Raw genomic sequence first — 25,029 nt, forward strand, 5'->3', positions numbered from 1 at the left:
CAAAAGTTTTTTAATGTATGTCAGAGGTCATGTTATGGCTATTAACCTAGATAAGCTGGTGGGCTTTCACGAGTCTGCGCTCAAGATACGCACAGAGCGTATGGAGGTTATTTCAGGGAATTTAGCTAACGCGAATACGCCTGGATATAAAGCAAGAGATATTGATTTCAATAAAGCCATGCAGTCAGCGATGAGAGAATCATCCGGCGGCGCAACAAATCATGCCACTTCGGGATTAGTGCGGACAAATGAGCGCCACTTAGGCGGCAACCCTTCGTCTGTAGCGGCAAATTTTGACATGCAGTATCGCGTTCCAACCCAGCCAGACACGGGTGACGGTAACACGGTAGAAGTTCAGGCGGAAAGAAACCGATTTTTAGACAATGGATTGCGCTACCAAGCAAGCCTTGAGTTTTTGAATGGAAAAATTAAGGGCATGAAAAAAGCACTTAGCTCAGGAGGTCAATAGTCATGAGTTTATTTAATGTAATGCAAATTTCGAGTACAGGTATGGAGGCCGAAAATGTCCGTCTTAATACCACTGCGAGTAATATTGCTAATGCAAACTCGGTAAGTAGTAGCTATGACGAAACCTATCGAGCTCGTCACCCTGTTTTTGCAACGGCGTTGCAAGATGCTATGCGCGATCAGTCAAAGGGTACAGGTGTTCAGGTTAAAGGAATAGTGGAGAGCGACGCACCGCTCCAAGTTGAATATGCCCCTAATAACCCAATGGCGGACGAAGAAGGCTATATCTATAAACCTAATGTCAACATTGTAGAAGAAATGGCAAATATGATGTCAGCGTCTAAAGCGTATGAAACAAACGTACAGGTAGCGGATACCACTAAGCGAATCTTCCGCCGCGTACTGCAGTTAGGTCAAGGGCAGTAATTTGCCGCTTGAATAATGTGAGGATTAATCAGTGAACACCATAAACAACACCGGCTTAAATACGGATCTGTACTGGAAGGAAGAAACTGTCAAAGTTGCCGATGGTACCGAGCAGCAGTTAACGCAAGAAGATTTCTTTTCAATGTTGACTGAACAGCTTGCTAATCAGGATCCTACGGCCCCGGTGGATAACGATCAGATGGTGGCGCAGATGACGTCATTTACGATGGCAGACGGCATCTCCCAGCTAAACGAAAAATTCGAATCATTCGCGGCTTCAATGACTTCGAATCAAGCATTGCAAGCATCGAGTCTTATCGGTCAAAACGTGCTAGTTCAAGGTAATGTCGGTTACATGGCGAACGAAGGTGAAGGGCTCTCTGGCGTCATAGTAAACGAGAAAACGGTTCAAAATATGACTATTAGCATTGAGAACCAGTTCGGTGAGGTCATCAAAACCATTGATGCAGGAACACAAAGTGCCGGCAACATTGAGTTTGAGTGGGATGGCAAAGATAAACATGGCAACCAGATGGCACCCGGTGAATATGTTATCAGTGCCACTGGCGAACTAAACGGCGAAGGTGTTCAGCTTAACACTGCCGTTAATCGTCATGTTGGAAGTGTCAGCTTGGCCGGTAGTGGTCAGGGCGTAATTTTGAATTTGGATGGTGATGTCAGTATCAATCTTGATGACGTCATTCAAATCGGCAGTTAGTAGGAGAATCAATAATGTCTTTTAATATTGCACTGAGTGGCGTATCGGCCGCACAAAAAGATTTGGATGTAACCGCCAACAACATCGCAAACGTAAATACGGTTGGCTTTAAAGAATCACGTGCTGAATTTGGTGATGTTTATGCTGCATCTCTTTTGGCGGGTGGTAAAACAAAAGTAGGTGACGGTGTACTAACTCAGGAAGTTGCGCAGCAATTTTCTCAAGGTAGCCTGCAGTTTACTAACACGTCGCTTGATCTCGCGATTACTGGTAATGGTTTCTTTGCGACGGTACCTGAAATTACGTCACGTGACTTTTCATTCACACGTGCTGGTCAATTTAAACTTGATAGTGACAACTTTGTTGTAAACAGTAATGGCGACAACCTTCTCGGTTTTCCAGTCAATGCCGATGGAACGAGTGCATCAGTTGCGCTAAGTACCACTGAACCTGTTCGCATTCCTGATTCTTCTGGCTCACCGCAGCAAACTTCTGAAGTCGATATCCGTATGAACCTCCCAGCCGGTGATGTTGGATTAGACCCACAAGACTTCAACCCTGAAGATCCGTTGACTTACAACGCGGCAACATCGGTTACCGTTTATGATTCACTAGGTGATAGTCATGTTATGACCTATTATTTCATTAAAGATGGTGCGCCTGGCGTTGATAACGAATGGTACGTTGCTACAGCAATCGACGATACCCTTGTTGATATGACAGACTCTACTGGTGCTGACACTGACCCGGCAACAGCAGTTAACTCGGTTGGCGGTAATACAGGTAATGCGGTAACTGCATCTAAACTCATCTTCTCTCAAGGTGGTGATTTCTCTGGTATGGAAACGCCAGATGGCTTACCAACGCTAGATTTCAAAATGCAAACTGAAGCACTAGGCGCGGGTATCCTCGCAAATGGCTCGGACCCTACGCAGCAGATAAGCATTGATTTCAACCTCGATGTAAATAACGCTACGCCAAACGAACCAACGCAGTTTGCTTCAGCGTTTGAGGTGACGTCACTAGAACAAGATGGTTTGCCGGTAGGACGACTCACGGGTATTGATATTGGCCCTGATGGCTTGGTTCGCGCGACCTTCTCTAACGGAACCTCTGAGCCGATTGTTCGTGTGGCGCTTGTTCGCTTTTCTAATGAGCAAGGCCTGACACAAGAGAGCAGCACACAGTGGAAAGAAAGTATTCTTTCGGGTGAGGCACTAGCAGGTGAAGCTACAACCGGTACATTTGGTGAAATTAATTCTTCTGCCCTTGAGCAAGCGAACGTTAACCTGACAACCGAGCTTATCGATATGATTATAGCTCAGCGTAACTTCCAGGCTAACTCTAGAGCCCTTGAGGTTAACAACTCATTGAACCAGACTATTCTGAACATTCGATAGTTAAAATAAAGGGCCGTTTTTAGAATATTAAAGCGGCAATACGTTGGCGTCCAAGTCCCCACTATTGCCGATCTTTTAAAGAGCCGCAGAACAGCGGCTCTATTATTTTCCTTTAAATATCAATTTAATACACACCATATTTTCTACCTGAGTTAAAAATCCACACATTGGCATTGCCTTTGCTAAATCTTGTCTAAGGTTTAATCAGAGTCAAAAGTCAGTCATGGACAAACTTCTCTACATTGCAGCAAGTGGCGCATCCCAAGACCTATTAGGCACTGGGGTTAGAGCCAATAACTTAGCTAACGCGCAGACTACCGGGTTTAGAGCTCAATTAGAGCAAGCGAGATCGATGCCCGCTTACGGCGAAGGTTTGCCAACCCGCGTGTTCTCTATGACTGAAAGTCCGTCTAATAACTATGAGTCAGGCCCAATGATTAAAACGGACCGCGATTTAGACGTGGCAATCCAAGGCGATGGCTGGTTTGCGGTACAAGATCAAAATGGACAAGAAGCCTATTCTCGTGACGGCAACTTCAAATTAGGCGACGACGGAATTTTGACAGACATTCACGACCGTGTGGTGCTCGGTGACAACGGGCCAATTTTTCTTCCAGTACCTTTAGATAATCTTAACATTGCCGCTGATGGCACTTTGTCTATGAGGCAGCTAGGTGCTCCAGCCAATGTTATCGAGGAAGTCGGACGTCTTAAGTTAGTTTCTCCAAACTATGCAGATATGGAGCGGGGCACTGACGGCTTATTTAGAATGGAAGATGGTTCGGTTGCGCCGGCTAACGCTAACGTGAAAGTGGCGTCTGGCATGCTTGAAGGTTCTAACGTCAATGCTGTTGAAGAGATGGTAGACATGATCAGTCTTCAGCGTCATTACGAACTTCAAGTAAAAGTGATGAAACAAGCAGAAGAGCTTGATACTCGCGGTAATCAGCTACTACGTATTCTGTAAATGAATTTTAAATACCGTTGCCCGTTGGGCAACGTCGGAGGTTAACATGCATCCAGCACTGTGGATTAGTAAAACCGGTCTAGACGCCGCACAAACCGATGTAGCGGTTGTGTCTAACAACCTTGCAAACGCATCAACCGTAGGGTTCAAAAAAGACCGCGCAGTTTTCGAAGATTTACTTTACCAAAACATTAATCAACCAGGTGGTCGCTCGTCTGCTGATACTGAATTGCCTTCTGGACTAATGCTCGGTTCAGGTTCAAAAGTGGTCGCTACGCAAAAAGCACATACGCAAGGCAACTTGCTCACCACTGAAAATGCGCTAGATATGTCGATACAAGGGCGAGGCTATTTCGAAATTCTTCAGCCCGACGGCACTATCGCATATTCACGAAATGGTCAGTTTTCACTTAATGACCAAGGGCAAATTGTGACGTCTGGTGCTGGCTTCTTGCTTCAGCCTGAAGTTGCTATCCCTGAAGATGCGCAGCAAATCACTATTTCGCAAGATGGTGAAATAAGCGTAAGCATTCGTGGACAAGCAGAGCCACAGGTTTTAGGTCAATTGAATATCTCTGACTTTGTGAATCCAACTGGTCTTCAGCCAACGGGGCAGAACCTTTTTGTTGAGACGGCGTCAAGCGGTGCACCTATTCAAGGTATCCCTGGGCTTCAAGGTTTAGGTTATATCTCTCAAGGAACCCTTGAAACGTCAAATGTAAACGTGACCGAAGAGTTGGTAAACCTTATTGAAAGTCAGCGTTTGTACGAAATGAACTCGAAAGTCATATCGTCAGTTGACCAAATGCTTGGTCAAGTTATCCAGCAACTTTAATAGGTAGCGTCATGCGTATTTTAGGTTTATCTGTTGCACTATTTCTACTTGGCGGCTGCGCCAGTACAAACGAGCCACCTGTTCAGGCTAACGACCCGTCGTTTGCGCCAGTTGTGCCAGATTACCCGCGTGAAACGGTAGTGGAAGATGGTTCTCTATTTCGTTCACGGTTGGCTAATAACCTATATTCTGACGTAACTGCCAGACGAGTAGGGGATATTATTACCGTTACCCTAAGCGAGAATACCCAGGCGAGTAAGTCAGCTGACACTAGTACAGCAAAAGATTCGAACGTTAATCTAAACCCTATTACTGGGCTTGCTGGGCAAGCAATAAATATTGGTGGGGAGTCAGTTCAACTTGGAATAAGTTCATCTCGAGATTTCTCTGGTGACGCAACGGCCAATCAAAGCAACAGCTTAAATGGTGCTATTTCTGTAACCGTTGTAGATGTGCTTCCGAATAATAATCTGGTTATCCGCGGTGAAAAGTGGCTTACCCTGAACCAAGGTGATGAATATATTCGTCTCACCGGCATTATTCGCCCTGCCGACATTAGCCCGGAAAATGAAATTGTTTCCACAAAAGTGGCCAACGCACGCATTCAATATTCGGGGACAGGCAGTTTTGCTCGCGCCCAAGAAAAAGGCTGGTTGACCAAATTCTTTGATTCAGCTTGGTGGCCTCTTTAGGTTTAAGGTAGGAGAATGAACATGCGTTTATTTACTGTAGTACTAGCCGTTTTCTCATTGCTTTTATCTTCTCAAGCAGCGGCGCAGCGTATCAAAGATTTAGCGAGTATACAGGGCGTGCGAAGCAACCAATTAGTTGGTTATGGATTAGTAGTCGGTTTACCCGGGACAGGGGAGCAGAGCCCTTTCACCGAGCAGAGTTTTAGAACCATGTTGCGTAATTTTGGTATTAGCCTTGATGCTAACACTAAGCCAAAAATCAGAAACGTAGCGGCGGTTGCAGTCCACGCAGAACTTCCAGCTTTTGCCAAGCCGGGTCAGACCATAGATATCACGGTGTCTTCGGTAGGCGAAGCGTCGAGTCTCCAAGGTGGGACCCTGCTGCAGACCTTCCTTCGGGGTGTAGATGGAGAAGTTTATGCAGTAGCGCAAGGAAGCTTAGTTGTGAGCGGGTTTGGCGCACAGGGCGGCGACGGCTCGAGAATTGTCGTCAATACACCTACCGTGGGCAGAATTCCAAATGGAGCCATGGTAGAACGTTCGGTTCCCAGCGGTTTTGCCAATGGGGATACGCTAACACTCAACCTTCATTATCCTGACTTTTCGACGGCAAAAGCGCTAGCTGACACTATTAATCAAAGACTGGGTGCGCAGCCTGAAAATGGCTACATCATTGCAAAACCCATCGACGCCGCATCGGTTCGAGTTACTGCTCCACGTGATGTTGGTCAGCGAGTTGGCTTCTTGGCTACCCTAGAAAACTTTGAATTTACGCCGGCAGATGCACCAGCACGCGTTGTGATTAACAGCCGCACCGGCACAATCGTAATAGGCAGCGATGTTCGCTTACTGCCTGCGGCAATTACACACGGTGGTTTAACAGTAACGATCTCTGAAAACCAGCAGGTTGCTCAACCCAATGCATTTGCCGACGGTGAAACCGTGGTGACCACACAGTCAATTGTGGATGTCGATTTAGCTGATAGCAGAATGTTCAAGTTCGAGCCAGGCGTCACTCTTGATCAGCTGGTGCGCGCGGTTAATGAAGTTGGCGCTGCTCCGGGTGATTTAATGGCAATTTTAGAAGCTCTACGTCAAGCGGGCGCTCTACGCGGCGAGCTTGTGATCATCTAAAACAAGTAGTCTTTAAAAGCATTCGATAGGAATAATACAGGGTTACAGCGGAATAAATACGATGGAATCATTAAGCACAAAAAATCAGCTTGATATGGCACGTAATGTTCATGATATGGGCAGCATAAACAAAATGCGCGAAGCTATTGCGTCAGGCGATGAAACAGTATTGCAAGAAGCTGCACAGCAGTTCGAGGCAATATTTGTGCAAATGATGTTGAAATCGATGCGTAAAGCGCAAGACGCCCTTGCTGACGAAAATAGTCCATTCAATTCGCAACAAGTAAAGTTTTATCGCGACATGCACGACCAGCAGCTTGCTACAGATTTAACATCTGGCGGAGGCTTAGGTCTAGCTGATGTGATTGTGAAGCAGCTTGGTCAATCTGAAGATAGCTACACACCAGCAAGCGTGATTAGAAGCGACGGTGATATTTCATCGCTCAATAGAAACCGTGAATACAAGGTAGCTGAAGCGCAAGATATAGCGCTTTCATCTAACTCAATAAAAACACAGGCGGCTCAAAAAGACGCCATGTTTGAAAGTCCGGAGCACTTTGTTGAGAGCCTTATGCCTATTGCCGAAAAAGTCGCAGCAAAATATGGCATGGATCCAAAAGCAATCGTCTCTCAGGCGGCTGTAGAAACGGGATGGGGAAAATTTGTCATTCACAAGTCCGATGGCACTAGTTCGCATAATCTGTTTGGCATAAAAGCCAACAAAGGTTGGCAAGGAGAGCAAGCGGTTGTGGATACATTGGAGTTTAGCAATGGACTGCCACAGAAACAAAAAGCGGCGTTTAGATCTTACTCATCAGTAGAAGATGCAATGGAAGATTACGGACGTTTTATTACCACACAGCCTCGCTATAGCCATGCTGTGGAAAATGCTTCAGATGCTGCGCGTTATACAAGTGCGCTCCAAGACGCCGGTTACGCTACTGACCCTGAATATGCCAGTAAGATAATGGCTGTTTATAACAGCGAACGTCTTAACACGTTAATGCCATAGTTTAGGGCCATAGTTCAGGTGCTATAGGTGAGGAGAATACAGTGAGTTCTGTTGATTTATATTCATTAGCCACAAGTGGCGTAAACGCTAGCAACAAGTTACTTCAAACTACAAGTAACAATATTGCTAATGTGAATACGCCTGGCTATGTTCGTGAGCGCACTGAGCTTCAAAACAGTCAAGTATTTGGTGTTGAGATTGGCAACACCGAGCGGGTAATCAACGTATTTGCGCAGAACCAGTTACGTCGCGATATTACTGCAGTGGGTGAGCTCGAAGCGTTTTCTAGTAAAACTACGGCAATAGACAATCTTCTAGCCAGCGAAGCTAACTCGATTTCAAAGGGGCTAAGCGAATATTTTTCTGCGTTACAAACTGCCGCTGATGATCCAACAAATCTTGCATCTCGCGAACAGGTACTAAGTAAATCTGAATCACTTTACAACCGTATGAGAACGCTGTCTGACTATATGTTAGAAAAAGAAGAGGAACTCAATTTGGAGTTCACTTCAATGGTTAACAGAGCGAATACCCTAATAGGCAACATTGGTGATTTAAACCGCAATATTGTGATTGCCAACGGCAACAATACGAGCGACCAACCCAGTGCGTTGCTAAACGAGCGAGATCAGGCCATAGACGAGCTTGCCTCAATAATGGGGATCACGGTAAAAGAAAGCACTACCCAAAACGGCGCAGTTACTATTAATCTCACATCGGGCGAGTCTCTCGTACTAGAAAACGGTGCATTTAATCTCTTTGAGTTAAGCTCTAGTGCCGATTTAACGACAAAAGAAATAAAGTTAGAAACTGACTTTGGTTCACAAACAAAGAACAATGCATCGTTACGAATTTTGGAAAGTGACCTTGGCGGCGCATTGGGTGGGTTGTTTGAGTATCGCAATGAAGTGTTAGGGCCGACAATGCGTGACGTCGGTCAACTGTCGGTTGCGTTCGCTGATGCGATGAATACGCAGAATAAATTGGGTATGGATTTAGATGGTCAAATTGGCGGTAATATTTTTGATATTCCTTCGTTCAGAGGTTTAGCCTACGAAGATACCAATGGCGACTATGTTGTTACTGCGCAGATTACCGAGGGTAAAGGTGCTGAATTAACTGACGCCGATTATAAAATTGAAGTGACTGCTGTTGCTGCAGGCGTGCCCAGCGAAATAGAAATTACGTTTTTAAATCCAGATGGCACACCGAAAAAAGATGGCTCAGGTAATGACATTGTTTTTTCAAACTTTGCTATATCGCCTGGGTTTAATGAACTGCCTGGTGGTATTGAAATAGACTTTGCAGGCAGTGACCCTTACACCGTTGGCAATGAGTTTCTAATTCAACCCACTAAAGACGTGGCTTCAAAGATAAGTTTAGCCACTAATCGCCCCGAAGATTTGGCTTTCGCTAATCCCGTAAGAGCCGGGGCCGATAGCACAAATTTAGGCAGTGCCAATATTGTAGATGTAACAGTGTCAAATACCGAAGTGGGCACTTCTGCCTTTGACGGCGCGGGTGGCCTTTTAAACACAGCGCCAGCTCAAATTAGCTTTACCGCTGCAGATACCTACGAGGTATTAGATGGAAGCGGTACAGTGTTAGCAACTGTCACAGGAACAACAAATTTAAATAATCTTATTACTCAGGCAGGAATAAGCCCGGACCCTGGTTTTGATCTCAGTTTAGACGGTGTACCAAAAGCAGGGGATAGCTTTTCAATTAGCTATAATACAGATGGCTTTAACGACAACAGCAATGCGCTTAATTTAGCTGCTCTTCAAAATGAAAATAAAGTACAGGTGAGTAGCGAAGCGACGAATAGGCCTAGAACCTTTCAAGATGCCTACGCGTCTATGGTAGGGCGCATTGGTGAAGATGCATCAATGGCCAGTGTCTCATTGGCTTCCGCTGAAGCGATGAAAGTACAGTCGCAAAACTGGTTTGAGTCTGTTTCAGGCGTAAGCTTAGACGAAGAAGCGGCAAACTTGATTAAGTACCAACAAAGCTATGCTGCCGCAGCGCGAATTTTGTCTACGGCTCAAGAATTATTTAATACCATTTTGCAGTCAGCAAGGTAGGTGAGTTATGCGTATATCAACGAATCAAATTTATGATCAAAACATGCGCTCGATTATGCAAAATCAGGGCGACTTGGCGAAAACCCAAGAACAGCTAGCTTCCGGTAAACGCATAATCACGCCCAGCGACGATCCTGTTGGTGCGGCGAAGGTGCTGCGCTTAACTGAAGAAATTGATGAGCTTACTCAGTTTCAGCGTAATAATGATTTGGTAACGGGGTCGCTTGAACAGCAAGAGGCCGTGCTAACCAATATTACTGATTCAATTAACCGTGCACGCACGCTTATCGTCCAGGCTGGAAATGGGATCTTAGATGATCCTGATAAACGCGCCATTGGTGCGGAACTAGAGCAGATAAAACTTGAAGTGTTTGATCTGATGAACACACAGGATGCAGATGGCAATTATTTGTATGCGGGCTTCCAGTCTGGCAACCAGGCGTTTGAATACAACCCAGCAGCGGGTGGGAATGCCATTACCTTTGCAGGCGACCCTGGTGTAAGCTTTGTGCAGCTATCTAATAGCTCGAAGGTTCAATCCACCAGTAACGGATATGAAGTTTTTGAAAACGTGCTATCGCGATTTAAATTTTCAGTTGATGGCACAACGGGGGCAACGGTGACTACTGCCTCAGTGAGACAGCAGGGAACGTTTGATACCTTTTTCGACAAGAATTACGACCCTGTAAACGCAGGAAACAACGATTACCGCATTAATTTTCTAGCATCCGGACAAGCTGAGTTGGTCAACCAAGGTACTGGTGTCGTTATTGACACGGTGTCGTTTACGTCTGGTCAGCCGTTTACCATCAAGGGAATGGAATTCGAAGCCACAGCAGCGCCTGGTGATAGCATCGATCTATCGTTTGATGCCCCAGAGAAAAAAAGCATGGCCCAGTCAATCCACGAAATCCAAACTATTTTAATGGATTCCACTATTGATAATTCAGCGCTTCAGGAATCGATAGCCGATGCATTAGTTGGTTTAGACAACGGGCTTGAGAAGCTTTCTTTAGAGCGTGCTTCTATTGGTAGTCGGTTGAACATCGCGGAGAGCACCTACGAAAGCAATTTAGATATGGAAATTGCCGCGAAAGCACAGCGCTCGTCTATTCAGGATGTGGATTATGCAGAAGCATCTACTGAGTTTGCAAAGCAAGAGACTGCATTGAGTGCAGCGTTAGCAACGTTTCCTAAAGTCGCTAACTTGTCGCTATTTGATTTTGTTTAGCGGTCATAATTTATCAAGTTATTAATGCCGCTCAAGTGCGCCATATAAACTCTGGCTTGATTGTCGATATGGCTGGAGTAATAAGAGATATAAAGGTTGTCGCCTTCAATCACCAAGCCAGGATAACTTGTGTCTCCACCGCTTGGCAGCGTTTTTAGTTCAGTTAATATTTTTGTTACGCTATCAAATAGCCATACCCTGGTTGTAAATTGATGTGAGCCCCAATCAACATGTCTTCCTGCAACGATATATAGGTTTTCACTTAACGTCACTGCGGCCGGACCGCCAATATAGGTACCTAAATCATGCCACCGCCATTTGGTATACGGCGGTCTCGATGTACCAAATTGTGCGCTATATGTATCTGCGTCACGCCTAAGAAACACAGAAGCATAGCCATTAGAATTAAATAGAATAGTGCTTTCGTTGGGGTAGCCCTTGCCTTGCTTGTTTAAACTAAATACGGCATTTTTATGAAGCAGCATAGTTCGAGTAGGGTCGCCCTTATAGAGCGATAATGTATTTGATGACTGATTATAAGCAAATCCGTAAGCCTCAGAACCAAACCAATCATGATTCCACAACCACCAGCCGTTTTTACCGAAACTATTTTTTCCTGACCAAGATTGCCCTGTAGTTGAAAAATAAGTGTGCATTTTAGTCAGCACTTGCCCGCCCTCTATTTGAGTCTTAGCGTAGGCTGTTAATATCAGGCGGTTGCCATCAAAAGAAAATTTAGGGTCTCTTAGATCGGCATTATTTTCACTTAGAATCGTTTGGCGGCAGACTTTGAATGAATCCTTGTTAATAGTCATTACCACCAATACTCCGTCAGCACTGACATGATTCGTTGCTTGGCGATAGCAGCACAGTAACGTACTTTGACTTTCGTCGAAAGGATTTGCAATTAAATCAGTGAACGCACAATGCAATGCGGGCTTTGAAATGCGTTGAACACCGAACATTTTTAAACTTTTATTCAATCCAAATCCCCTTTAAAAATCCACGAGTTATAACTGATTTTTACTCCTATGACGGCAATATGTTACCGCTTATCGGCAAAAATCGTAATTTTTTCTAAAGAGAACATGTTTATTGTCGATACAGTTTCTGAGAGAGCCAGTTCGTCAATTACCCCTCAGTAGTTGATGACTACTAAAACAAAAAAAGTCGGGATCCCCCCGGCGGCCAGCAAACGCTGGACTGAGAGTGTAGGAGAGACTTTATGTCTATGTTCGTCAATACTAATGTATCCTCATTGAATGCCCAGCGTCAGCTATTTGATGTAAGCAATTCATTGAGCACGTCTTTTGAACGCCTGTCTTCAGGCTTTCGTATCAATAGCGCCGCTGATGATGCTGCAGGTCTGCAAATTACAGATCGCCTAACTTCACAAGTACAAGGCTTAAACCAAGCTGTTCGTAATGCTAATGACGCGATTTCATTATCACAAACGGCAGAGGGTGCTTTACAGGAAACAACTAATGCCCTGCAGCGCATCAGAACGTTGGCTGTACAAGCTCAGAACGGTATTAACAGCTCTGCTGACCGTGTCGCTCTTCAAGAGGAAGTCTCAGCGCTTCGATTGGAAATGTCACGTATTGGTTCAACAACTGAATTCGGTGGTGTCAGCCTTCTAACGGGTGGTTTTTCAGCCACATTCTTAGTTGGTGCTAATGCGGGTCAGAAAATTAGTGTGAACTTGTCTAGAGCGGGTGGTTTTGGTGCATCAGGTTTGGGTATCGACGGTACCGTTTTGTCTGCCGGCGCTGCCTCAGCAATGTTATCTGATATTGATTCGGCGCTATCGGTAATTGGTAGCACGCGAGCCGAACTCGGTGCACTGCAAAATCGTTTCCAGTCTACTATCCGCAACCTGAGTAATATCGCAGAAAATGTATCTGCTGCCCGTTCTCAGATTAAGGATACAGATTTCGCGACTGAAACTGCAAACTTGACAAGAAACCAGATCATTCAGCAGGCAAGCACCACGGTACTCGCACAGGCTAATCAGCGCCCTCAGGCTGCGTTGCAGCTTCTTGGTTAATCTGCGGAGCTAGCCCTATACGGCTAAAATATACTCAAGCTGGCCACCTCATTGGCCAGCTTTTTTGTATAACCCCAAAATTTAATTTGTCCTATCAGTAAATAACGCCTCTTTAAGGCGCTTTTAAAAAACTAAGTTGTTGATTTTTAATTCAATTTCTCTTTTCTTGTCGCATATCTCAAAATTCCTAAAAAAATACTAAAGTAAATCTGTCTATTGGACGATAACTATTACAAAGGGGAGGTAAAGATAAAATACCTTTCCAAAAGGGTGATAATAACAATAAATGCCCGGTAACAGATGGTTTTTTAATTGTGTTAATTAATTATCTATATTTTATTTTAGTTAGGAAAATCAGGGTCTTGTGTTTCTTTTGTTGGGCTTAAAATAGTTTTAAAGTAAATGCATTTTAAGTCGATAAAAAGGAAGGTTTGTAAAGACGGTTGGAGCTGCTAACCGGCGAGATTGAAGCCAGGAGGTAGTGAGAGGTTTGAGGTCTGGAACAACAAACTCACCGGCCAGCAAAGAGAAGTAAATTCTCTGTATAGCAAGTTTCATTAGTAGTGTGCCAATGAAACGTCAGATTAATCTGACACCATATACAAAGCACAGGCTATGCCAAAAATTTAAAATAACTGCGCAAATAATAAAAGCAATAGCGCAAAACTCGAAACTGTTAGGAGAGACCCATGAGTCTATTTGTGAATACCAATGTGTCATCATTAAATGCACAACGTCAATTATTTACCACTGGTAACAACTTAAGCACAGCATTTGAGCGACTTTCTTCTGGGTACAGAATAAATAGCGCTGCTGATGATGCAGCCGGGCTTCAAATTACTGACCGGATGACATCTCAGATTCAAGGATTGAATCAGGCTGTACGTAACGCAAATGACGGGATCTCTCTTGCACAAACAGCGGAAGGTGCCTTGCAAGAAACAACAATGGCACTTCAGCGTATTCGTACTCTTGCTGTACAAGCGCAGAACGGGATAAACAGTTCTGCAGACCGAGTGGCTTTGCAAGAAGAAGTATCGGCACTAAGATTGGAATTGTCTAGAATAGGATCGACAACTGAATTCGGTGGCGTGAGCCTCCTGACTGGTGGATACTCTGCGACATTCTTGGTTGGGGCGAATGCAGGTCAAAAGATAAGCATTAATCTATCTCGAACGGCAGGTTTCGGAGCGTCTGGACTTGGTATCGATGGTAATATTCTATCTGCTGGTGGTGCATCAGCAATGCTATCTGATATTGACGCGGCCCTTTCTATTGTCGGAAGCACGAGAGCGGAACTAGGTGCTATCCAAAATAGATTCCAGTCCACTATTCGTAACTTGAGCAACATTGCTGAAAATGTCTCTGAAGCACGCTCGCGAATTAAAGATACAGATTTTGCTACGGAAACTGCGGAATTGACACGCAACCAGATTCTTCAACAGGCTACAACAACAGTCTTGTCGCAGGCTAACCAGCGTCCTCAAGCAGCTTTATCGCTTCTTGGAGGTTAATAGGAAGGCGCAGTTTTGGAAGGAGTTGAGAGGCCAGTCCAAAACAAAGAGGCGGTCAAAAGACCGCCTCTAAACAAAGCGCCGACTAACAGGACTGAGAGTGTAGAAGTGTTGGTTGAGAGGCCAGTTTATCCTACTTAAACCCTGCCAGCCGACATAAAACGAAATTTGCTCAATCTCCTAACATGGGCAAATTGACCGAGATTTTTGTCTCGGTCTTTTTTTATCTTTTATACCAACCTGTTTTCAATTTCAATCAGATCCCCAAATCGATATTCAATTCAAAGCATCTGTCAAACAATATTAGTACGCCCAAATAGCAAGCATGTTTGATGCCAAATTTACAATTAAGTTCTGAATTATTAAAACGCTCTATAAAATCGCAGCGCTCTCATCGCCAAACGCCACTTTTGAAACTTCATATCTCGTTCACTTTTTTGCCATTGATTAATACAGAAGAGCTGGTAGTTCTCAGTTGCATCAGACAATCATTTCATTCTAAAAGTGACGTTTAATTACTTTTGCAATCAGCAAGTTAATAATTTTTTTAGAAAAACATGCAAAAAAAACTAAAGACTCTAAAGAAATGGCCGATACCTATAGTCGAGGGGTAATTTAGTTTACTTTTATGAGAGGGGTTGGTTAGGAGTAGTGACCTAACTAACATGAACTGGAAGGGTTTGATTTAACTCAGGTTGCAATCAAATCTCTAGGAGGTAATCCAATGTCTTTATTCGTGAATACAAATGTGTCTTCGCTGAATGCGCAGCGTCAACTTTTCGACGTAAGTAGCAAGCTTAACACATCATTCGAACGTCTATCATCAGGGTTTCGCATTAATAGCGCTGCCGATGATGCCGCTGGTCTGCAAATAACTGACCGTCTAACTTCACAGGTTCAAGGCCTAAACCAAGCTGTTAGAAATGCAAACGACGCAATTTCGTTGACGCAAACTGCAGAAGGCGCTTTGCAAGAAACAACAACGTCTTTGCAAAGGATTCGTGTGCTTGCTGTTCAAGCGCAAAACGGTATCAACAGTTCGGCTGACCGTGTTGCTTTGCAAGAAGAAGTGTCAGCCTTACGCCTTGAAATGTCTCGCATAGGCGAGACAACATCGTTTGCCGGTGTCAGTCTGCTGACGGGTGGATATTCAGCTGTTTTCCTAGTTGGTGCAAATGGCGGTCAAACTATAAGCGTTAACTTGTCGCGCTCAGGTGGATACGGAGCGTCAGGTTTGGGGATTGATGGTAATGTCCTGTCTGCTGGTGGCGCATCTGCTATGTTATCTGATATCGATGCTGCTCTGTCGGTGATTGGTAGCTCTCGTGCAGAACTGGGTGCTTTACAAAGCCGTTTCCAATCAACTATCAGAAACTTAAGCAGTATCTCGGAAAATGTGGCGGCAGCCCGCTCTCAGATTAGGGATACTGACTTTGCAGCCGAAACTGCAGAGTTGACAAGAAACCAAATTATTCAACAAGCATCAGTCTCAATTCTTAGCCAGGCAAATCAGCGTCCACAGACAGCGCTATCACTGCTAGGATAAGCTATACTAACCTACATTGGCTTAGTTAAAAGCTAACGGATGCTTGCGTAGTTGTGAGTGTCCGTTTTGTCGTTTAATTAAGGAGGCATAAAGTGGATATTCAAAATACCGTTAATGGCCAGTCTCTTGCACAGCGTTCTGCTTTGCCAGTCCAGTCTTCGCCACCAGAGCGTACTGGGCAAGTGAATGCAGAGCAAGTTGAAACAAATAAAAACGATAGCCGTCAAAGCAATGCTCGATTGAATGCTGCTGACTTTCAAAATGAAGGGGGGCTATCGCGAAATTCACCTCAAGGTTTGCGCGAACAAGCCGATACCCAAGACAGAGAGGTGACGGAAGACGCAGTTAGACAAGCGATTTCCGATGTTGAGTCTTTTTTGAAAGTGCAGAATAGAGATTTGGCATTTTCTATAGATGAAGATACAGCGCGTTCAGTGGTAACAGTCATTGATGGGCAATCCGGTGACGTTATACGGCAAATTCCTTCCGAAGAAGTGCTAGCACTTGCCGAGCGGATACAGGAATTACAACAGGATGTGGGGGCCAGCGTCGGGGTATTTATCAATAACGAAGTTTGAGTGTGAGGTGAGCTATGACAATTCGTTCGTTAGGTGTAGGTTCTGGTTTAGCCTTAGATGACCTAGTTCAGCAACTTATCAATGCGGAGCGAAAGCCAAAAGAAGATAGATTGAACGCGCGTGAGGAAGCGGTTGAAGCTGAAATTTCTGCGCTAGGTTCTATCAAGTCAAAGCTCTCAGAATTCAAAGATGCCGTTGATGAACTTCGAACCGACAGTGACATTAATGGTCGTGAGCCAACGGTGACAAACCCGTCAGAGGACGATGATGTTTTATCGGCAGATGCGACGAGCTCCGCGCTCCGTGGTGATTACGACATAACCGTCCAACAATTAGCAACTGGAAGTCGTATTACGACTGACGCCAGTGCCTTTTCTTCAAGTAGCGACCCTCTGCTGTCTGGCGGAACAGGTTCACTCACCTTCAGTGTTGGTGCGACTAAATCGTTTACTATTAATATTGATGCAACCACAACACTTGCATCACTCCGAGAACAAATAAATAACTCAGAAGATAATTTTGGCGTTACTGCGAATATTATTGAAACCGGAACTGGGGCGGGCCCCAGACTCGTTTTTGTTTCTGAAGAAACGGGAAATGGTAACGACTTGGTTATTAACAACGATACTGGAAATACTGAGTTAGATCGTTTATCAACGACCGGCGGCACAAACAATATATCTACAACAAACATCGAATCAGCGAAAAATGCAATTGCTTTGGTAGATGGTATTGAAGTGCAAAGCGAAAGCAATGAGTTTGATAATACCATCCAAAATGTATCGTTCACCGTCAATGAGTTGTCACCATTAGATAATGTCGGCAATCCCATCGCCACTAAGTTGAGTATTGGATTTGATAAAGAGGGACTCGAACAAAAAATTCGAGATTTTGTTGAAAACTACAACTCTCTGGCAGATGAAATAGAGAAGCTTACTAAATACGGTGCTTCCGAACTTGAAGAAGATGGCGCACTAGCGGGTGATGCGTTACTTCGCAGTATTCAGTCGGGCCTTGCCTCCATCGTTGGCGACAGCGTAAGTACATCTAGGTTAGGTGGTCTTTTTAGGCTTGGCGTTGAGTTGGACGAAGATGGCCGATTGGAAATCGCATCTAATGACTTTGGTTTGGGTTCAGGTGAAGAGCGCTTAAAAGATGCTCTCGAAGATGACTTTGATGACATAGCGACACTTTTTACTGATGAAAACGAGGGCATTGCCGTTAAACTATATAATTTTGTAGACGAGTTCTCAGCTTCAGATGGTTTAATTAGCCTAAGAGAAAAGTCTGCAAAAGATGCGCGTGAAAGTGTGTATGCCGATAGAGAGACGCTAGAACTAAGAATGGTTAGCTTTGAACAAATAGTCCGTGGTAAATATTTAAACTTAGACCAAACTGTCTCTCAATTAAATAGCACTGGGTCTGCGTTGTTAGCGGCATTGTAAAGATAGATAGGAGTAGATATGTCACTTAAAGGTATCAATGCGTACCGCAAAGGTAACTTAAAACAAGACGTGGCTAGTGCAGATCCGCATAAGCTTACTTTAATGTTACTTCAGGGAGCTTTAGATAGAATAGCTTACGCCAAAGGTGCAATGGAGCGCGGAGAGTTTGCATCTAAAAGCGAACTTATTTCAAAGGTGAATGCAATACTTCTTCACCTGCGCGATACATTAGATATGGAAGCAGGCGGAGAAGTTTCGCAAAATCTCTTTGCCTTGTACGATTATATGATTACAAGAATAGGCGATGCTCACGTACAGAATGACTTGAATATTTTAGATGAAGTATCTAATCTTCTTACACCAATTCGAGATGCTTGGGTTCAAATTCCAGAAAGCGCAAAAGCTGAGGCTTATGAAAAGCAGCGTCAAAACCGTGAAGCAGTGTGATAATCGATAAAATACCAGAGTTAAACCACTCCTATACTCCCCTTTTTCTCAAAACACTCAATAGGCACATTATCCAATGCCTTAATGATGAAGAAGGGGATAACACATTTCCTGAACTGCTCCGCTGTATTGAAATTCGCCACAAGGTTATCATTCGTGAACTCGAACGCTTATCTGGAGATGATCGCAAAGAGTTTGCTAAAAATGAAAGCGAGATTCAGGCACACTTAGATAAAATGGCAAATAAATTGCTCAAGGCTTACAAAGATAAATTGCTAGAGTTCAAAAGAGCGAAAGCGGCATTAAAGAGATACGAGTAAAAAATGCGCAAAGCCATACAGCTTTTTTTAGGTAAAGATGAAGAACACCAAGCCCACATCGAGCACGAGAAAGCTCCTGTCCTCTCGCGTAATGTAGACCTCAGCCTTCTAGCGTTCAGACGGAATATGCCGTCAATCTACAGCCTGTTAAACAGAAATCGTCAGCAGAAAACCTCAATATACCTTAATGCTGATGGTGAATTTGATGTAGTTGATTATGGTTCAGGTAACGTTCTGTATGGAGCGAAAATCAACGACTCCATTAAGCGCAGTGTCGAAAGCTTTTTGGCTGCTCCCGCTTCTTTTTCATTTGCGCCCGAATTAGCCTTTACTCAAAATGACATGAGTTCTCCTAATGATACGCTTGTTATCATGGGGCTTGGACTTGGAGCGCACTTGCCTATGCTAATGGCGAGTCACCTCTCGTTAAAACATATTATTATCTATGAGCCAAATATCGACTACCTAGTGTGCTCTCTTTACACCGGTGTTTGGCTAACCATTTTTGAACTAGCGAAGCGCAACAATATAGCGATTTATCTGCAAATTGAAAAAAATGGTGAGTCGCTATTCAAAGATTTCTCTGAGTTCTATGAACACGTCAGTAGAGATAAGGCCTTTATTTATTTTCACTATCACTCAGACGCGTTCGATGGCATATATAACGCGTTGAAAAACACGGATTGGGTGCTGAGTAAAACTAGCAAATTATACAATCAGAAAAGGTCCTTTTTGGATTACATTGTTCCGTGGCCGCCCGTTGTCAATCCTAGAGAATGGAACGAATCGAATCTCAATATTGAACTTTTTGCGTCAAATATTTCCGCCTTAGAGCATTACTTTCCCTCTATAGCTGCAGAGTTTGCTGATTATGAAACCTCTCATTGGGAAGTGGTCGCCAGTGACAGTGGGTTGGTGAACCTCGTCCATAAAAAAACGGGAAGTTTTCTCTACACAAGCAACCCTCAGGATGACTCCGATAGCGTAATTGAAATGTTTAAGACAAACCCGAACCGTGATGGGTTGGTGTTAAGTTATACGGGTGGAAAATTGAAGCGATATTTCCACTATCAAACAGTTTTGCGAGTCCAACAAGAAATGAAGAATATGGCAGAGGCGCAAGGTGCGCTGCCTGCAGAGATCAAATCTTTGATAATGTTTGGATTAGGGCAGGGACTGCAACTCAAAAAGCTACTTGATGAATACGATGTTGAGAAACTGTTTTTAGTCGAACCTAACAGAGACTTTTTTTACGCATCACTTTTTTCGATTGATTGGGCGGCTATATTACAAAAGATTGACGAAAAGGAAGGCCGTCTATATTTAAACATCGGCGATGATGGAACACACCTGGGTAAAGATATATTACGTCAGTTCCAAACTATTGGTACTTACAACTTAACGAACACTTACTTGTTGAAGGGGTATGACAATAGTTTATTGGAACCCGCGATTAATAAGCTTCGTGAGGAGCTGCGTTTAATCGTTGCCATGGGCGATTATTTTGAGCATTCAAGGTATGGCGTAGCACATACTAAGTGGGCATTAGAGAATAAGGTACGGTTATTGTCTGAGCTTGATGACAAAAATCGCCATAAGCTTTTAGATGATGTCCCGGTACTGGTGGTTGGCAATGGGCCGTCACTGGATAACCTAATGCCTCTACTTCATGAAGAAAAGGAGCGAGCGATAATCGTCAGTTGCGGCACCGCGCTTCAAGCTCTTCACAAAAATGGAATTGTTCCTGACTTTCATGCTGAGGTTGAACAAAATCGGTCGACATTCGATTGGAGTACACGTATTGAAGACCCTGAATACCTCAAAAAAATACGCTTAATTAGTTGTAATGGTATTCATCCCGACACGATTAAGCTTTATAAAGATGCTTACTTGGCGCTAAAAACGGGCGAGGCCGCAAGCTTAATGATGAGTGCCTTGTTTCCAGAACAATCCTTCGCGGGTTTAAAAACTTCATATCCAACCGTGTCTAATTTTGTCGTCAATTTAATCTGTGAAATCGGATTTAAAGAAGTGTATCTCTTTGGCGTTGATATGGGGTTTGTGGATATCAACCATCATCACTCGAAATCATCGGGATATTACCAAGCCAACGGAAAAGAACTTTATAGCTATCAAGAAGAATACAATGCTTCCCTTATCGTTGAGGGCAACCTTCGGCCTTATGTAAATACAAAGTACGAATTTAAAATGTCGAAGACCATAATGGAGCAAACCATAGCAGCCTATGACACCGAATTCTATAATTTAAACGATGGCGCTAAGATTGAAGGGGCGCGCGCGCTACATAGAGAGAATGTCATCATCTCATCAAGTATTGAGCAGAAGCGTGAGCTAATCGATTGGATTGAACACGAGGCTTACGCGCTGGTTGATAAAGACCTCTTTATTTCGCGCTATAATGAAAAGCATAAGCTTGAAAGCCTTCTCGAAGGCTTACAAAATCTACGTGATATTGCTCAGCAAAAACTCGATTCTATAGAAGCGGCAGAAAAGTGTATTGATGAAATTCGAATGGAGCTTATAGACGCTTATCACAGCGGATGTGCAACCTTGTTCTATTACATGAATGGCTCGGTCAACTATATTAATAGCGTACTCAATAAAATACTTAATTTCGAAGACCAAGATATGGTATTTGAAGTGTTCGAACGGACGTTAGGGTACTGGGAGGTATTTTTAAAAGATGCAATTGATAGTATGACCCTTGCGCCTTATGAACTTGATTTCGTAACAAGTTTTCCGCTAGAAAGACAACGGGCCGCACTTAAGTATTATTTCTCACAAAATAAAATTATTGTTGATAGTGTTAGTTCAAAAGAAGCATTAACGTTGATGGGTAAAACATTGTCGCTGCCTTTAGGAAAGAGCGCGGATGCAGTTAGTACGGTATTTATTGAGCGATTTAAGAATGTAAAAACCGTGAAGGCAAGTGAAAAGCAATGTCTCATTGTGAGCGAATATGAAGATCTTCATCAATTTCTTGAAAATCCGTCGCAGTTAGATAATAAAGTGGTTGTTTTCGTCCCGTCACTCTTTGAAACGTTATCCTGGGGGGATGAGTATCGCTCCTCCGAAGAATACAGCTTCTACATTGCTGTGCTTGCTTCAACGTGTCGCGACGAAATAAAGTTTGTTTTGCCCAAAATCCCTAGTGAACTTCCAAGTAGCGAAGTTATTAGTAAGTTCGATTTAGGTTGTTTTGATGATTTCTACATCTATGATTGCCACAACTTTATAGCGTTTAGTGAATCGCCGCTGTCTGAGAGCGCATTAGTCACGGGGTCGGGTGAACGGTTGCGCTATCTTCCCACTTTACGCGATGAAAACTTCGCTACGATTGAAATATTGGTCAGTAAAAGCAAAGTAAAATAGTTTTTGAATCAGGTATCTATTAAGCACTAGTCAGCCTGCAGGAAAGTGGTTGTGGCGGCATCAATATACAAGAGTCAGTACATTACCTCCGAAATGGCGACACTTGGGTTCAAGCGTCGCGTGCTTAGTACAAAATAGAGAGCGTTAGACTATCAAACTACGCTTTTCTTTTGAGCAACAACAGCTCTGAATGAAACCCGTCAATGGTTTTTAACCCAAAGGGGCGAACATTATTGGCCACTAATTCATAATTAGGTAGCATTCTGCCATAGTCATCAGTGAATATTGGATCTTTCACTCCAAAACCATGGGTTTTGATGCTTTGCTTACCTTCCCGTATATTTCTCAGCAATACCCATTTTGCTTCGACTCTATCAATATGATGTAGATAGTTCTGTACAATTTCTGGTTCCATTTCTTGAAATGAAATGAAGTTAACAAACAAGTCAATCGGCTCATTGAGCTCCTCAATCTGCCATGCGCCAAATACATTTAGGTTGCGTGCATTTGAGACCACCTCTCGAGGTGTTTCACCTCGGAAAAAACCACCCACATTGTCTTTACCGAATACTTCTGACAGATAGTACTCTGCCACATTTAGAGTAGGAGCAATATCAAAGTCCAGGTATCGTATTTTATCGTTCGTTTTAACTAATACCTCTCCAAGCGTGCCATAGCCTCCGCCAATTTCTACGACGGTGCGTATATCGCTAATCGGTGTATATTGGTTTAAGAAACATAGGCCGAGTAAATAATTAAGTGCGGAGCGACTATACCAGTTCCCATCGAACTCAAAGTGTTCGATGGGATCACCCACTTTGCTCTCTGAAAAGTGCATTAAATTTGATTTGTTATGAACGGAATGACTGGCAAGTAAAACTCGATAGTCAGCTTCAGCTTGGCTTCTTCCTGAGAGCATAGCAGTCAAGGTTTGCTGTTGTTTTTCAGACAGCATTTCAGTGCCTAATATTGGCTGAATGAGCGCTTCGCTTGGCTTGCCTAGTCCATTCCCCGGATAGCCATAAGTGGGCACAAAGTAAGACAAAGGAAGCTGGGCGCGACGAAAGTTGCTAATTCCCTCTTTTTTTATGTTATCAAATATCTCGATGCATGCACCGGCCCAAAAATCTGTGGGTTGATACAGCATTGATTGCTTTTTCATCTCGTCAAAAGCAGACCTACACATTTGTTCAAAAGCATGTCGTTCCATAGTTAACCTTTTCTACGCTAGCGTTAAGTTCAATCTACTTGAAGGTTATTAACCTTAGCGATATTAGTGAATATGAGTTACACCGTCTCGTACGGTATAGATTTCGAATATAAAAGCGAAAATTACGATGATAAATTTGATACAGCCTGTCGAGACTTATCGATGTTATCTTCGTTGTGGTCGTCAAAATTTCTTTCAAAATATTGATTAAGCTTGCTCTTCGCTTCTTTCAAAACGTCGGCCATAAAAAAGGCCGTACCTGAGGCTTTGCCTAGAGTCACTACGTTCGCTATTTTTGTTTCAACCAATTTCTCTTGTTCTCCCATTTCCTTTTTAAATGCCGGAGTCAAAACTGGAAACCCACTCGAAGCTGCTAAAACATGAGTGAGTGAAGGGCGGCTTGTTACAGGCATGATGCCCATGTCGTAAAGTTCCTGACAAATGCTTTCACGTGATGGAGCTGGCGCTTCAATATCATGCATCACTTCAACGGTCACTCGGTGTGCATCAGTCGTTGTTTTTGCAAGATTGCTATAAAGCATTACACGAAAACTAGAAAACGCGGGGTCGTGAACGTTTACATAATTCGACGAGATTTTAGGTGGATCGGGAAATACGAAATGATAAAGGGAAGAGGTACGAAATATCGGGCGTATCGATGGCATATACGTCAATTTTGCTGTTCGAATAAGCATATTAAGTGGGGCTGTCCAAACAAGCAGATTACAATCGATACGTTGTCCTGAAGACAAAACGACACCTTTTATAACCCTGTCGTCAGTCATGTTGAGTTCGGTAATGCCTGTCTGTGTGTATATGTTAACACCACACTTTTCTAAGTTGGCGACCAAGCTGTCGATCCAAACACGAATGCCTTTATCTCCTTTGGGATAAATATTCTTGAAGGGCGAGAGCCCCTCTTCTTGAGATGCAAAGGCAAGAATTTCATCTAGACGAGGTGAACCCTTAAGTTTTCGCATAAGTTCACCGTCGCCTAATATTAAGCGCTGAAGCCCAATAATCTTATGACTATCTGTTGCCATCTCCGATAGACACGCGCCAAAACGCTTGTTCATCAGTGGCGCAAAAAAGTTTTTGGTTAAGTTTTGACCGTAGGTGGCATCAAGCTGCGACTTCAGTGAGTCAAAATTTTGTTCGTGGTATCTCGTATCATTATTTTCTTGTGTTAGCTCCAAAAGCTGTTGAGCAAGTTGCGTATTAGCTTTGCTACCTAAAAATGGATTTGGAGAATCTGTGTAGAGTGTATTGAAAGGCCCAACATTAGCTGCATTGATATTTTGAAACTGCCAATAGTCAGATAATTTTATTGAAGAAAACAGGAGTGCATCTATATCAGTGTCTCCGGTATACCGAGGCACGTGGGTTCCATAGTCAAACCAATGGCCTTCGATTTTCTTCGATGACAGTAAGCCACCCAGCTGCTCACTTTTTTCCACTAAGGAAATATGCGCGTTAGGATATTTTGTCTTCGCAAGTAGAGCAGAATAAATTCCTGCAATACCACTTCCAACGATAACCACTGATTGACATGTCATAATACT

Annotated in this window: 22 protein-coding genes; 19 read left to right on the plus strand and 3 right to left on the minus strand. The window is 43.5% G+C overall.

Annotated elements, in window-relative coordinates; genetic code table 11:
* The first annotated feature begins 34 nt into the window (after positions 1 to 34).
* The 11 genes from flgB to flgL all read left to right on the plus strand — a co-directional run bounded on the left by flgB (position 35) and on the right by flgL (position 10,967).
* Positions 35 to 469: a flagellar basal body rod protein FlgB gene (gene flgB / locus V7R55_RS03635; RefSeq protein ID WP_334057425.1), complete on the plus strand. Its 435-nt coding sequence runs from the start codon at positions 35 to 37 to the stop codon at positions 467 to 469.
* 2 nt (positions 470 to 471) lie between these two features.
* The gene (gene flgC / locus V7R55_RS03640; protein ID WP_334057427.1) at positions 472 to 894 is read left to right on the plus strand and encodes a flagellar basal body rod protein FlgC; all 423 of its coding nucleotides are present in this window, start codon (positions 472 to 474) and stop codon (positions 892 to 894) included.
* A gap of 31 nt (positions 895 to 925) precedes the next feature.
* Entirely contained in the window at positions 926 to 1,612 is a 687-nt protein-coding gene (gene flgD / locus V7R55_RS03645) for a flagellar hook assembly protein FlgD (protein ID WP_334057429.1), read from the plus strand.
* A 14-nt stretch (positions 1,613 to 1,626) separates the two neighbouring features.
* A complete protein-coding gene (gene flgE / locus V7R55_RS03650) occupies positions 1,627 to 3,012 on the plus strand; it encodes a flagellar hook protein FlgE (RefSeq protein WP_334057431.1) in 1,386 nt (461 codons plus the stop codon).
* A 223-nt stretch (positions 3,013 to 3,235) separates the two neighbouring features.
* Positions 3,236 to 3,979 (plus strand): flagellar basal body rod protein FlgF, encoded by a 744-nt coding sequence (locus tag V7R55_RS03655; RefSeq protein WP_334057432.1) that lies wholly within the window; start codon positions 3,236 to 3,238, stop codon positions 3,977 to 3,979.
* 46 nt (positions 3,980 to 4,025) lie between these two features.
* Positions 4,026 to 4,814 carry a flagellar basal-body rod protein FlgG gene (gene flgG / locus V7R55_RS03660; protein ID WP_012517631.1) on the plus strand — a complete coding sequence of 263 codons (789 nt, stop codon included), beginning with the start codon at positions 4,026 to 4,028 and terminating at the stop codon, positions 4,812 to 4,814.
* Between the two features lie 11 nt (positions 4,815 to 4,825).
* Positions 4,826 to 5,506 (plus strand): flagellar basal body L-ring protein FlgH, encoded by a 681-nt coding sequence (flgH, locus tag V7R55_RS03665; protein ID WP_334057435.1) that lies wholly within the window; start codon positions 4,826 to 4,828, stop codon positions 5,504 to 5,506.
* A 21-nt stretch (positions 5,507 to 5,527) separates the two neighbouring features.
* Entirely contained in the window at positions 5,528 to 6,640 is a 1,113-nt protein-coding gene (locus V7R55_RS03670) for a flagellar basal body P-ring protein FlgI (RefSeq protein WP_334057437.1), read from the plus strand.
* A 61-nt stretch (positions 6,641 to 6,701) separates the two neighbouring features.
* Positions 6,702 to 7,652 (plus strand): flagellar assembly peptidoglycan hydrolase FlgJ, encoded by a 951-nt coding sequence (gene flgJ, locus V7R55_RS03675; protein WP_334057439.1) that lies wholly within the window; start codon positions 6,702 to 6,704, stop codon positions 7,650 to 7,652.
* 41 nt (positions 7,653 to 7,693) lie between these two features.
* Positions 7,694 to 9,736 (plus strand): flagellar hook-associated protein FlgK, encoded by a 2,043-nt coding sequence (gene flgK / locus V7R55_RS03680; RefSeq protein WP_334057441.1) that lies wholly within the window; start codon positions 7,694 to 7,696, stop codon positions 9,734 to 9,736.
* Positions 9,737 to 9,743: 7 nt separating this feature from the next.
* The gene (flgL, locus tag V7R55_RS03685; protein ID WP_334057443.1) at positions 9,744 to 10,967 is read left to right on the plus strand and encodes a flagellar hook-associated protein FlgL; all 1,224 of its coding nucleotides are present in this window, start codon (positions 9,744 to 9,746) and stop codon (positions 10,965 to 10,967) included.
* Here the strand turns inward: flgL and V7R55_RS03690 are convergent.
* Positions 10,964 to 11,950 carry a hypothetical protein gene (locus V7R55_RS03690; protein ID WP_334057445.1) on the minus strand — a complete coding sequence of 329 codons (987 nt, stop codon included), beginning with the start codon at positions 11,948 to 11,950 and terminating at the stop codon, positions 10,964 to 10,966. The two genes, flgL and V7R55_RS03690, sit on opposite strands and share 4 nt — an antisense overlap.
* A 242-nt stretch (positions 11,951 to 12,192) precedes the next feature.
* Between V7R55_RS03690 and V7R55_RS03695 the strand changes: the two genes are divergently transcribed.
* The 8 genes from V7R55_RS03695 to V7R55_RS03730 all read left to right on the plus strand — a co-directional run bounded on the left by V7R55_RS03695 (position 12,193) and on the right by V7R55_RS03730 (position 22,257).
* On the plus strand, positions 12,193 to 13,014 hold the full coding sequence (locus V7R55_RS03695) for a flagellin N-terminal helical domain-containing protein (protein WP_334057447.1): 822 nt from the start codon (positions 12,193 to 12,195) through the stop codon (positions 13,012 to 13,014).
* Positions 13,015 to 13,703: 689 nt separating this feature from the next.
* Entirely contained in the window at positions 13,704 to 14,528 is an 825-nt protein-coding gene (locus tag V7R55_RS03700; RefSeq protein ID WP_334057449.1) for a flagellin N-terminal helical domain-containing protein, read from the plus strand.
* 724 nt (positions 14,529 to 15,252) lie between these two features.
* Complete coding sequence (locus V7R55_RS03705) at positions 15,253 to 16,074, plus strand: flagellin N-terminal helical domain-containing protein (RefSeq protein WP_334057451.1); 822 nt, start codon at positions 15,253 to 15,255, stop codon at positions 16,072 to 16,074.
* A gap of 92 nt (positions 16,075 to 16,166) precedes the next feature.
* Positions 16,167 to 16,652 carry a flagellar protein FlaG gene (locus tag V7R55_RS03710; RefSeq protein WP_334057454.1) on the plus strand — a complete coding sequence of 162 codons (486 nt, stop codon included), beginning with the start codon at positions 16,167 to 16,169 and terminating at the stop codon, positions 16,650 to 16,652.
* 14 nt (positions 16,653 to 16,666) lie between these two features.
* Positions 16,667 to 18,097 carry a flagellar filament capping protein FliD gene (fliD, locus tag V7R55_RS03715; RefSeq protein ID WP_334057456.1) on the plus strand — a complete coding sequence of 477 codons (1,431 nt, stop codon included), beginning with the start codon at positions 16,667 to 16,669 and terminating at the stop codon, positions 18,095 to 18,097.
* Between the two features lie 18 nt (positions 18,098 to 18,115).
* Positions 18,116 to 18,544: a flagellar export chaperone FliS gene (gene fliS / locus V7R55_RS03720; protein WP_334057458.1), complete on the plus strand. Its 429-nt coding sequence runs from the start codon at positions 18,116 to 18,118 to the stop codon at positions 18,542 to 18,544.
* A complete protein-coding gene (locus tag V7R55_RS03725) occupies positions 18,541 to 18,864 on the plus strand; it encodes a hypothetical protein (RefSeq protein ID WP_334057460.1) in 324 nt (107 codons plus the stop codon). Before fliS ends, V7R55_RS03725 begins: the two co-directional genes overlap by 4 nt.
* 3 nt (positions 18,865 to 18,867) lie before the next feature.
* A complete protein-coding gene (locus V7R55_RS03730) occupies positions 18,868 to 22,257 on the plus strand; it encodes a motility associated factor glycosyltransferase family protein (RefSeq protein WP_334057462.1) in 3,390 nt (1,129 codons plus the stop codon).
* 157 nt (positions 22,258 to 22,414) lie between these two features.
* Here V7R55_RS03730 and V7R55_RS03735 read toward each other — a convergent pair whose 3' ends face one another.
* Both V7R55_RS03735 and V7R55_RS03740 read right to left on the minus strand, forming a co-directional pair.
* Positions 22,415 to 23,467, minus strand: a complete 1,053-nt coding sequence (locus tag V7R55_RS03735) for a putative sugar O-methyltransferase (RefSeq protein ID WP_334057464.1) — start codon at positions 23,465 to 23,467, stop codon at positions 22,415 to 22,417.
* Positions 23,468 to 23,589: 122 nt separating this feature from the next.
* Positions 23,590 to 25,023, minus strand: coding sequence for an NAD(P)-binding protein (locus tag V7R55_RS03740; RefSeq protein WP_334057466.1), 1,434 nt, complete (start codon positions 25,021 to 25,023; stop codon positions 23,590 to 23,592).
* Positions 25,024 to 25,029 lie beyond the last annotated feature (6 nt).

This window comes from Alteromonas sp. S005 (assembly GCF_036864475.1).
Lineage (GTDB): Bacteria > Pseudomonadota > Gammaproteobacteria > Enterobacterales > Alteromonadaceae > Alteromonas.

Excerpts from the sequence above, each read along its gene's own strand:
- flgE (WP_334057431.1), top strand. The coding sequence starts at position 1,627 with ATGTCTTTTAATATTGCACTGAGTGGCGTATCGGCCGCACAAAAAGAT.
- flgH (WP_334057435.1), top strand. The coding sequence starts at position 4,826 with ATGCGTATTTTAGGTTTATCTGTTGCACTATTTCTACTTGGCGGCTGC.
- V7R55_RS03735 (WP_334057464.1), bottom strand. The coding sequence starts at position 23,467 with ATGGAACGACATGCTTTTGAACAAATGTGTAGGTCTGCTTTTGACGAG.
- V7R55_RS03705 (WP_334057451.1), top strand. The coding sequence starts at position 15,253 with ATGTCTTTATTCGTGAATACAAATGTGTCTTCGCTGAATGCGCAGCGT.
- V7R55_RS03740 (WP_334057466.1), bottom strand. The coding sequence starts at position 25,023 with ATGACATGTCAATCAGTGGTTATCGTTGGAAGTGGTATTGCAGGAATT.
- V7R55_RS03655 (WP_334057432.1), top strand. The coding sequence starts at position 3,236 with ATGGACAAACTTCTCTACATTGCAGCAAGTGGCGCATCCCAAGACCTA.
- flgB (WP_334057425.1), top strand. The coding sequence starts at position 35 with ATGGCTATTAACCTAGATAAGCTGGTGGGCTTTCACGAGTCTGCGCTC.
- flgJ (WP_334057439.1), top strand. The coding sequence starts at position 6,702 with ATGGAATCATTAAGCACAAAAAATCAGCTTGATATGGCACGTAATGTT.
- V7R55_RS03730 (WP_334057462.1), top strand. The coding sequence starts at position 18,868 with ATGCGCAAAGCCATACAGCTTTTTTTAGGTAAAGATGAAGAACACCAA.
- flgL (WP_334057443.1), top strand. The coding sequence starts at position 9,744 with ATGCGTATATCAACGAATCAAATTTATGATCAAAACATGCGCTCGATT.
- V7R55_RS03700 (WP_334057449.1), top strand. The coding sequence starts at position 13,704 with ATGAGTCTATTTGTGAATACCAATGTGTCATCATTAAATGCACAACGT.
- fliD (WP_334057456.1), top strand. The coding sequence starts at position 16,667 with ATGACAATTCGTTCGTTAGGTGTAGGTTCTGGTTTAGCCTTAGATGAC.
- flgG (WP_012517631.1), top strand. The coding sequence starts at position 4,026 with ATGCATCCAGCACTGTGGATTAGTAAAACCGGTCTAGACGCCGCACAA.
- V7R55_RS03670 (WP_334057437.1), top strand. The coding sequence starts at position 5,528 with ATGCGTTTATTTACTGTAGTACTAGCCGTTTTCTCATTGCTTTTATCT.
- fliS (WP_334057458.1), top strand. The coding sequence starts at position 18,116 with ATGTCACTTAAAGGTATCAATGCGTACCGCAAAGGTAACTTAAAACAA.
- V7R55_RS03695 (WP_334057447.1), top strand. The coding sequence starts at position 12,193 with ATGTCTATGTTCGTCAATACTAATGTATCCTCATTGAATGCCCAGCGT.
- flgC (WP_334057427.1), top strand. The coding sequence starts at position 472 with ATGAGTTTATTTAATGTAATGCAAATTTCGAGTACAGGTATGGAGGCC.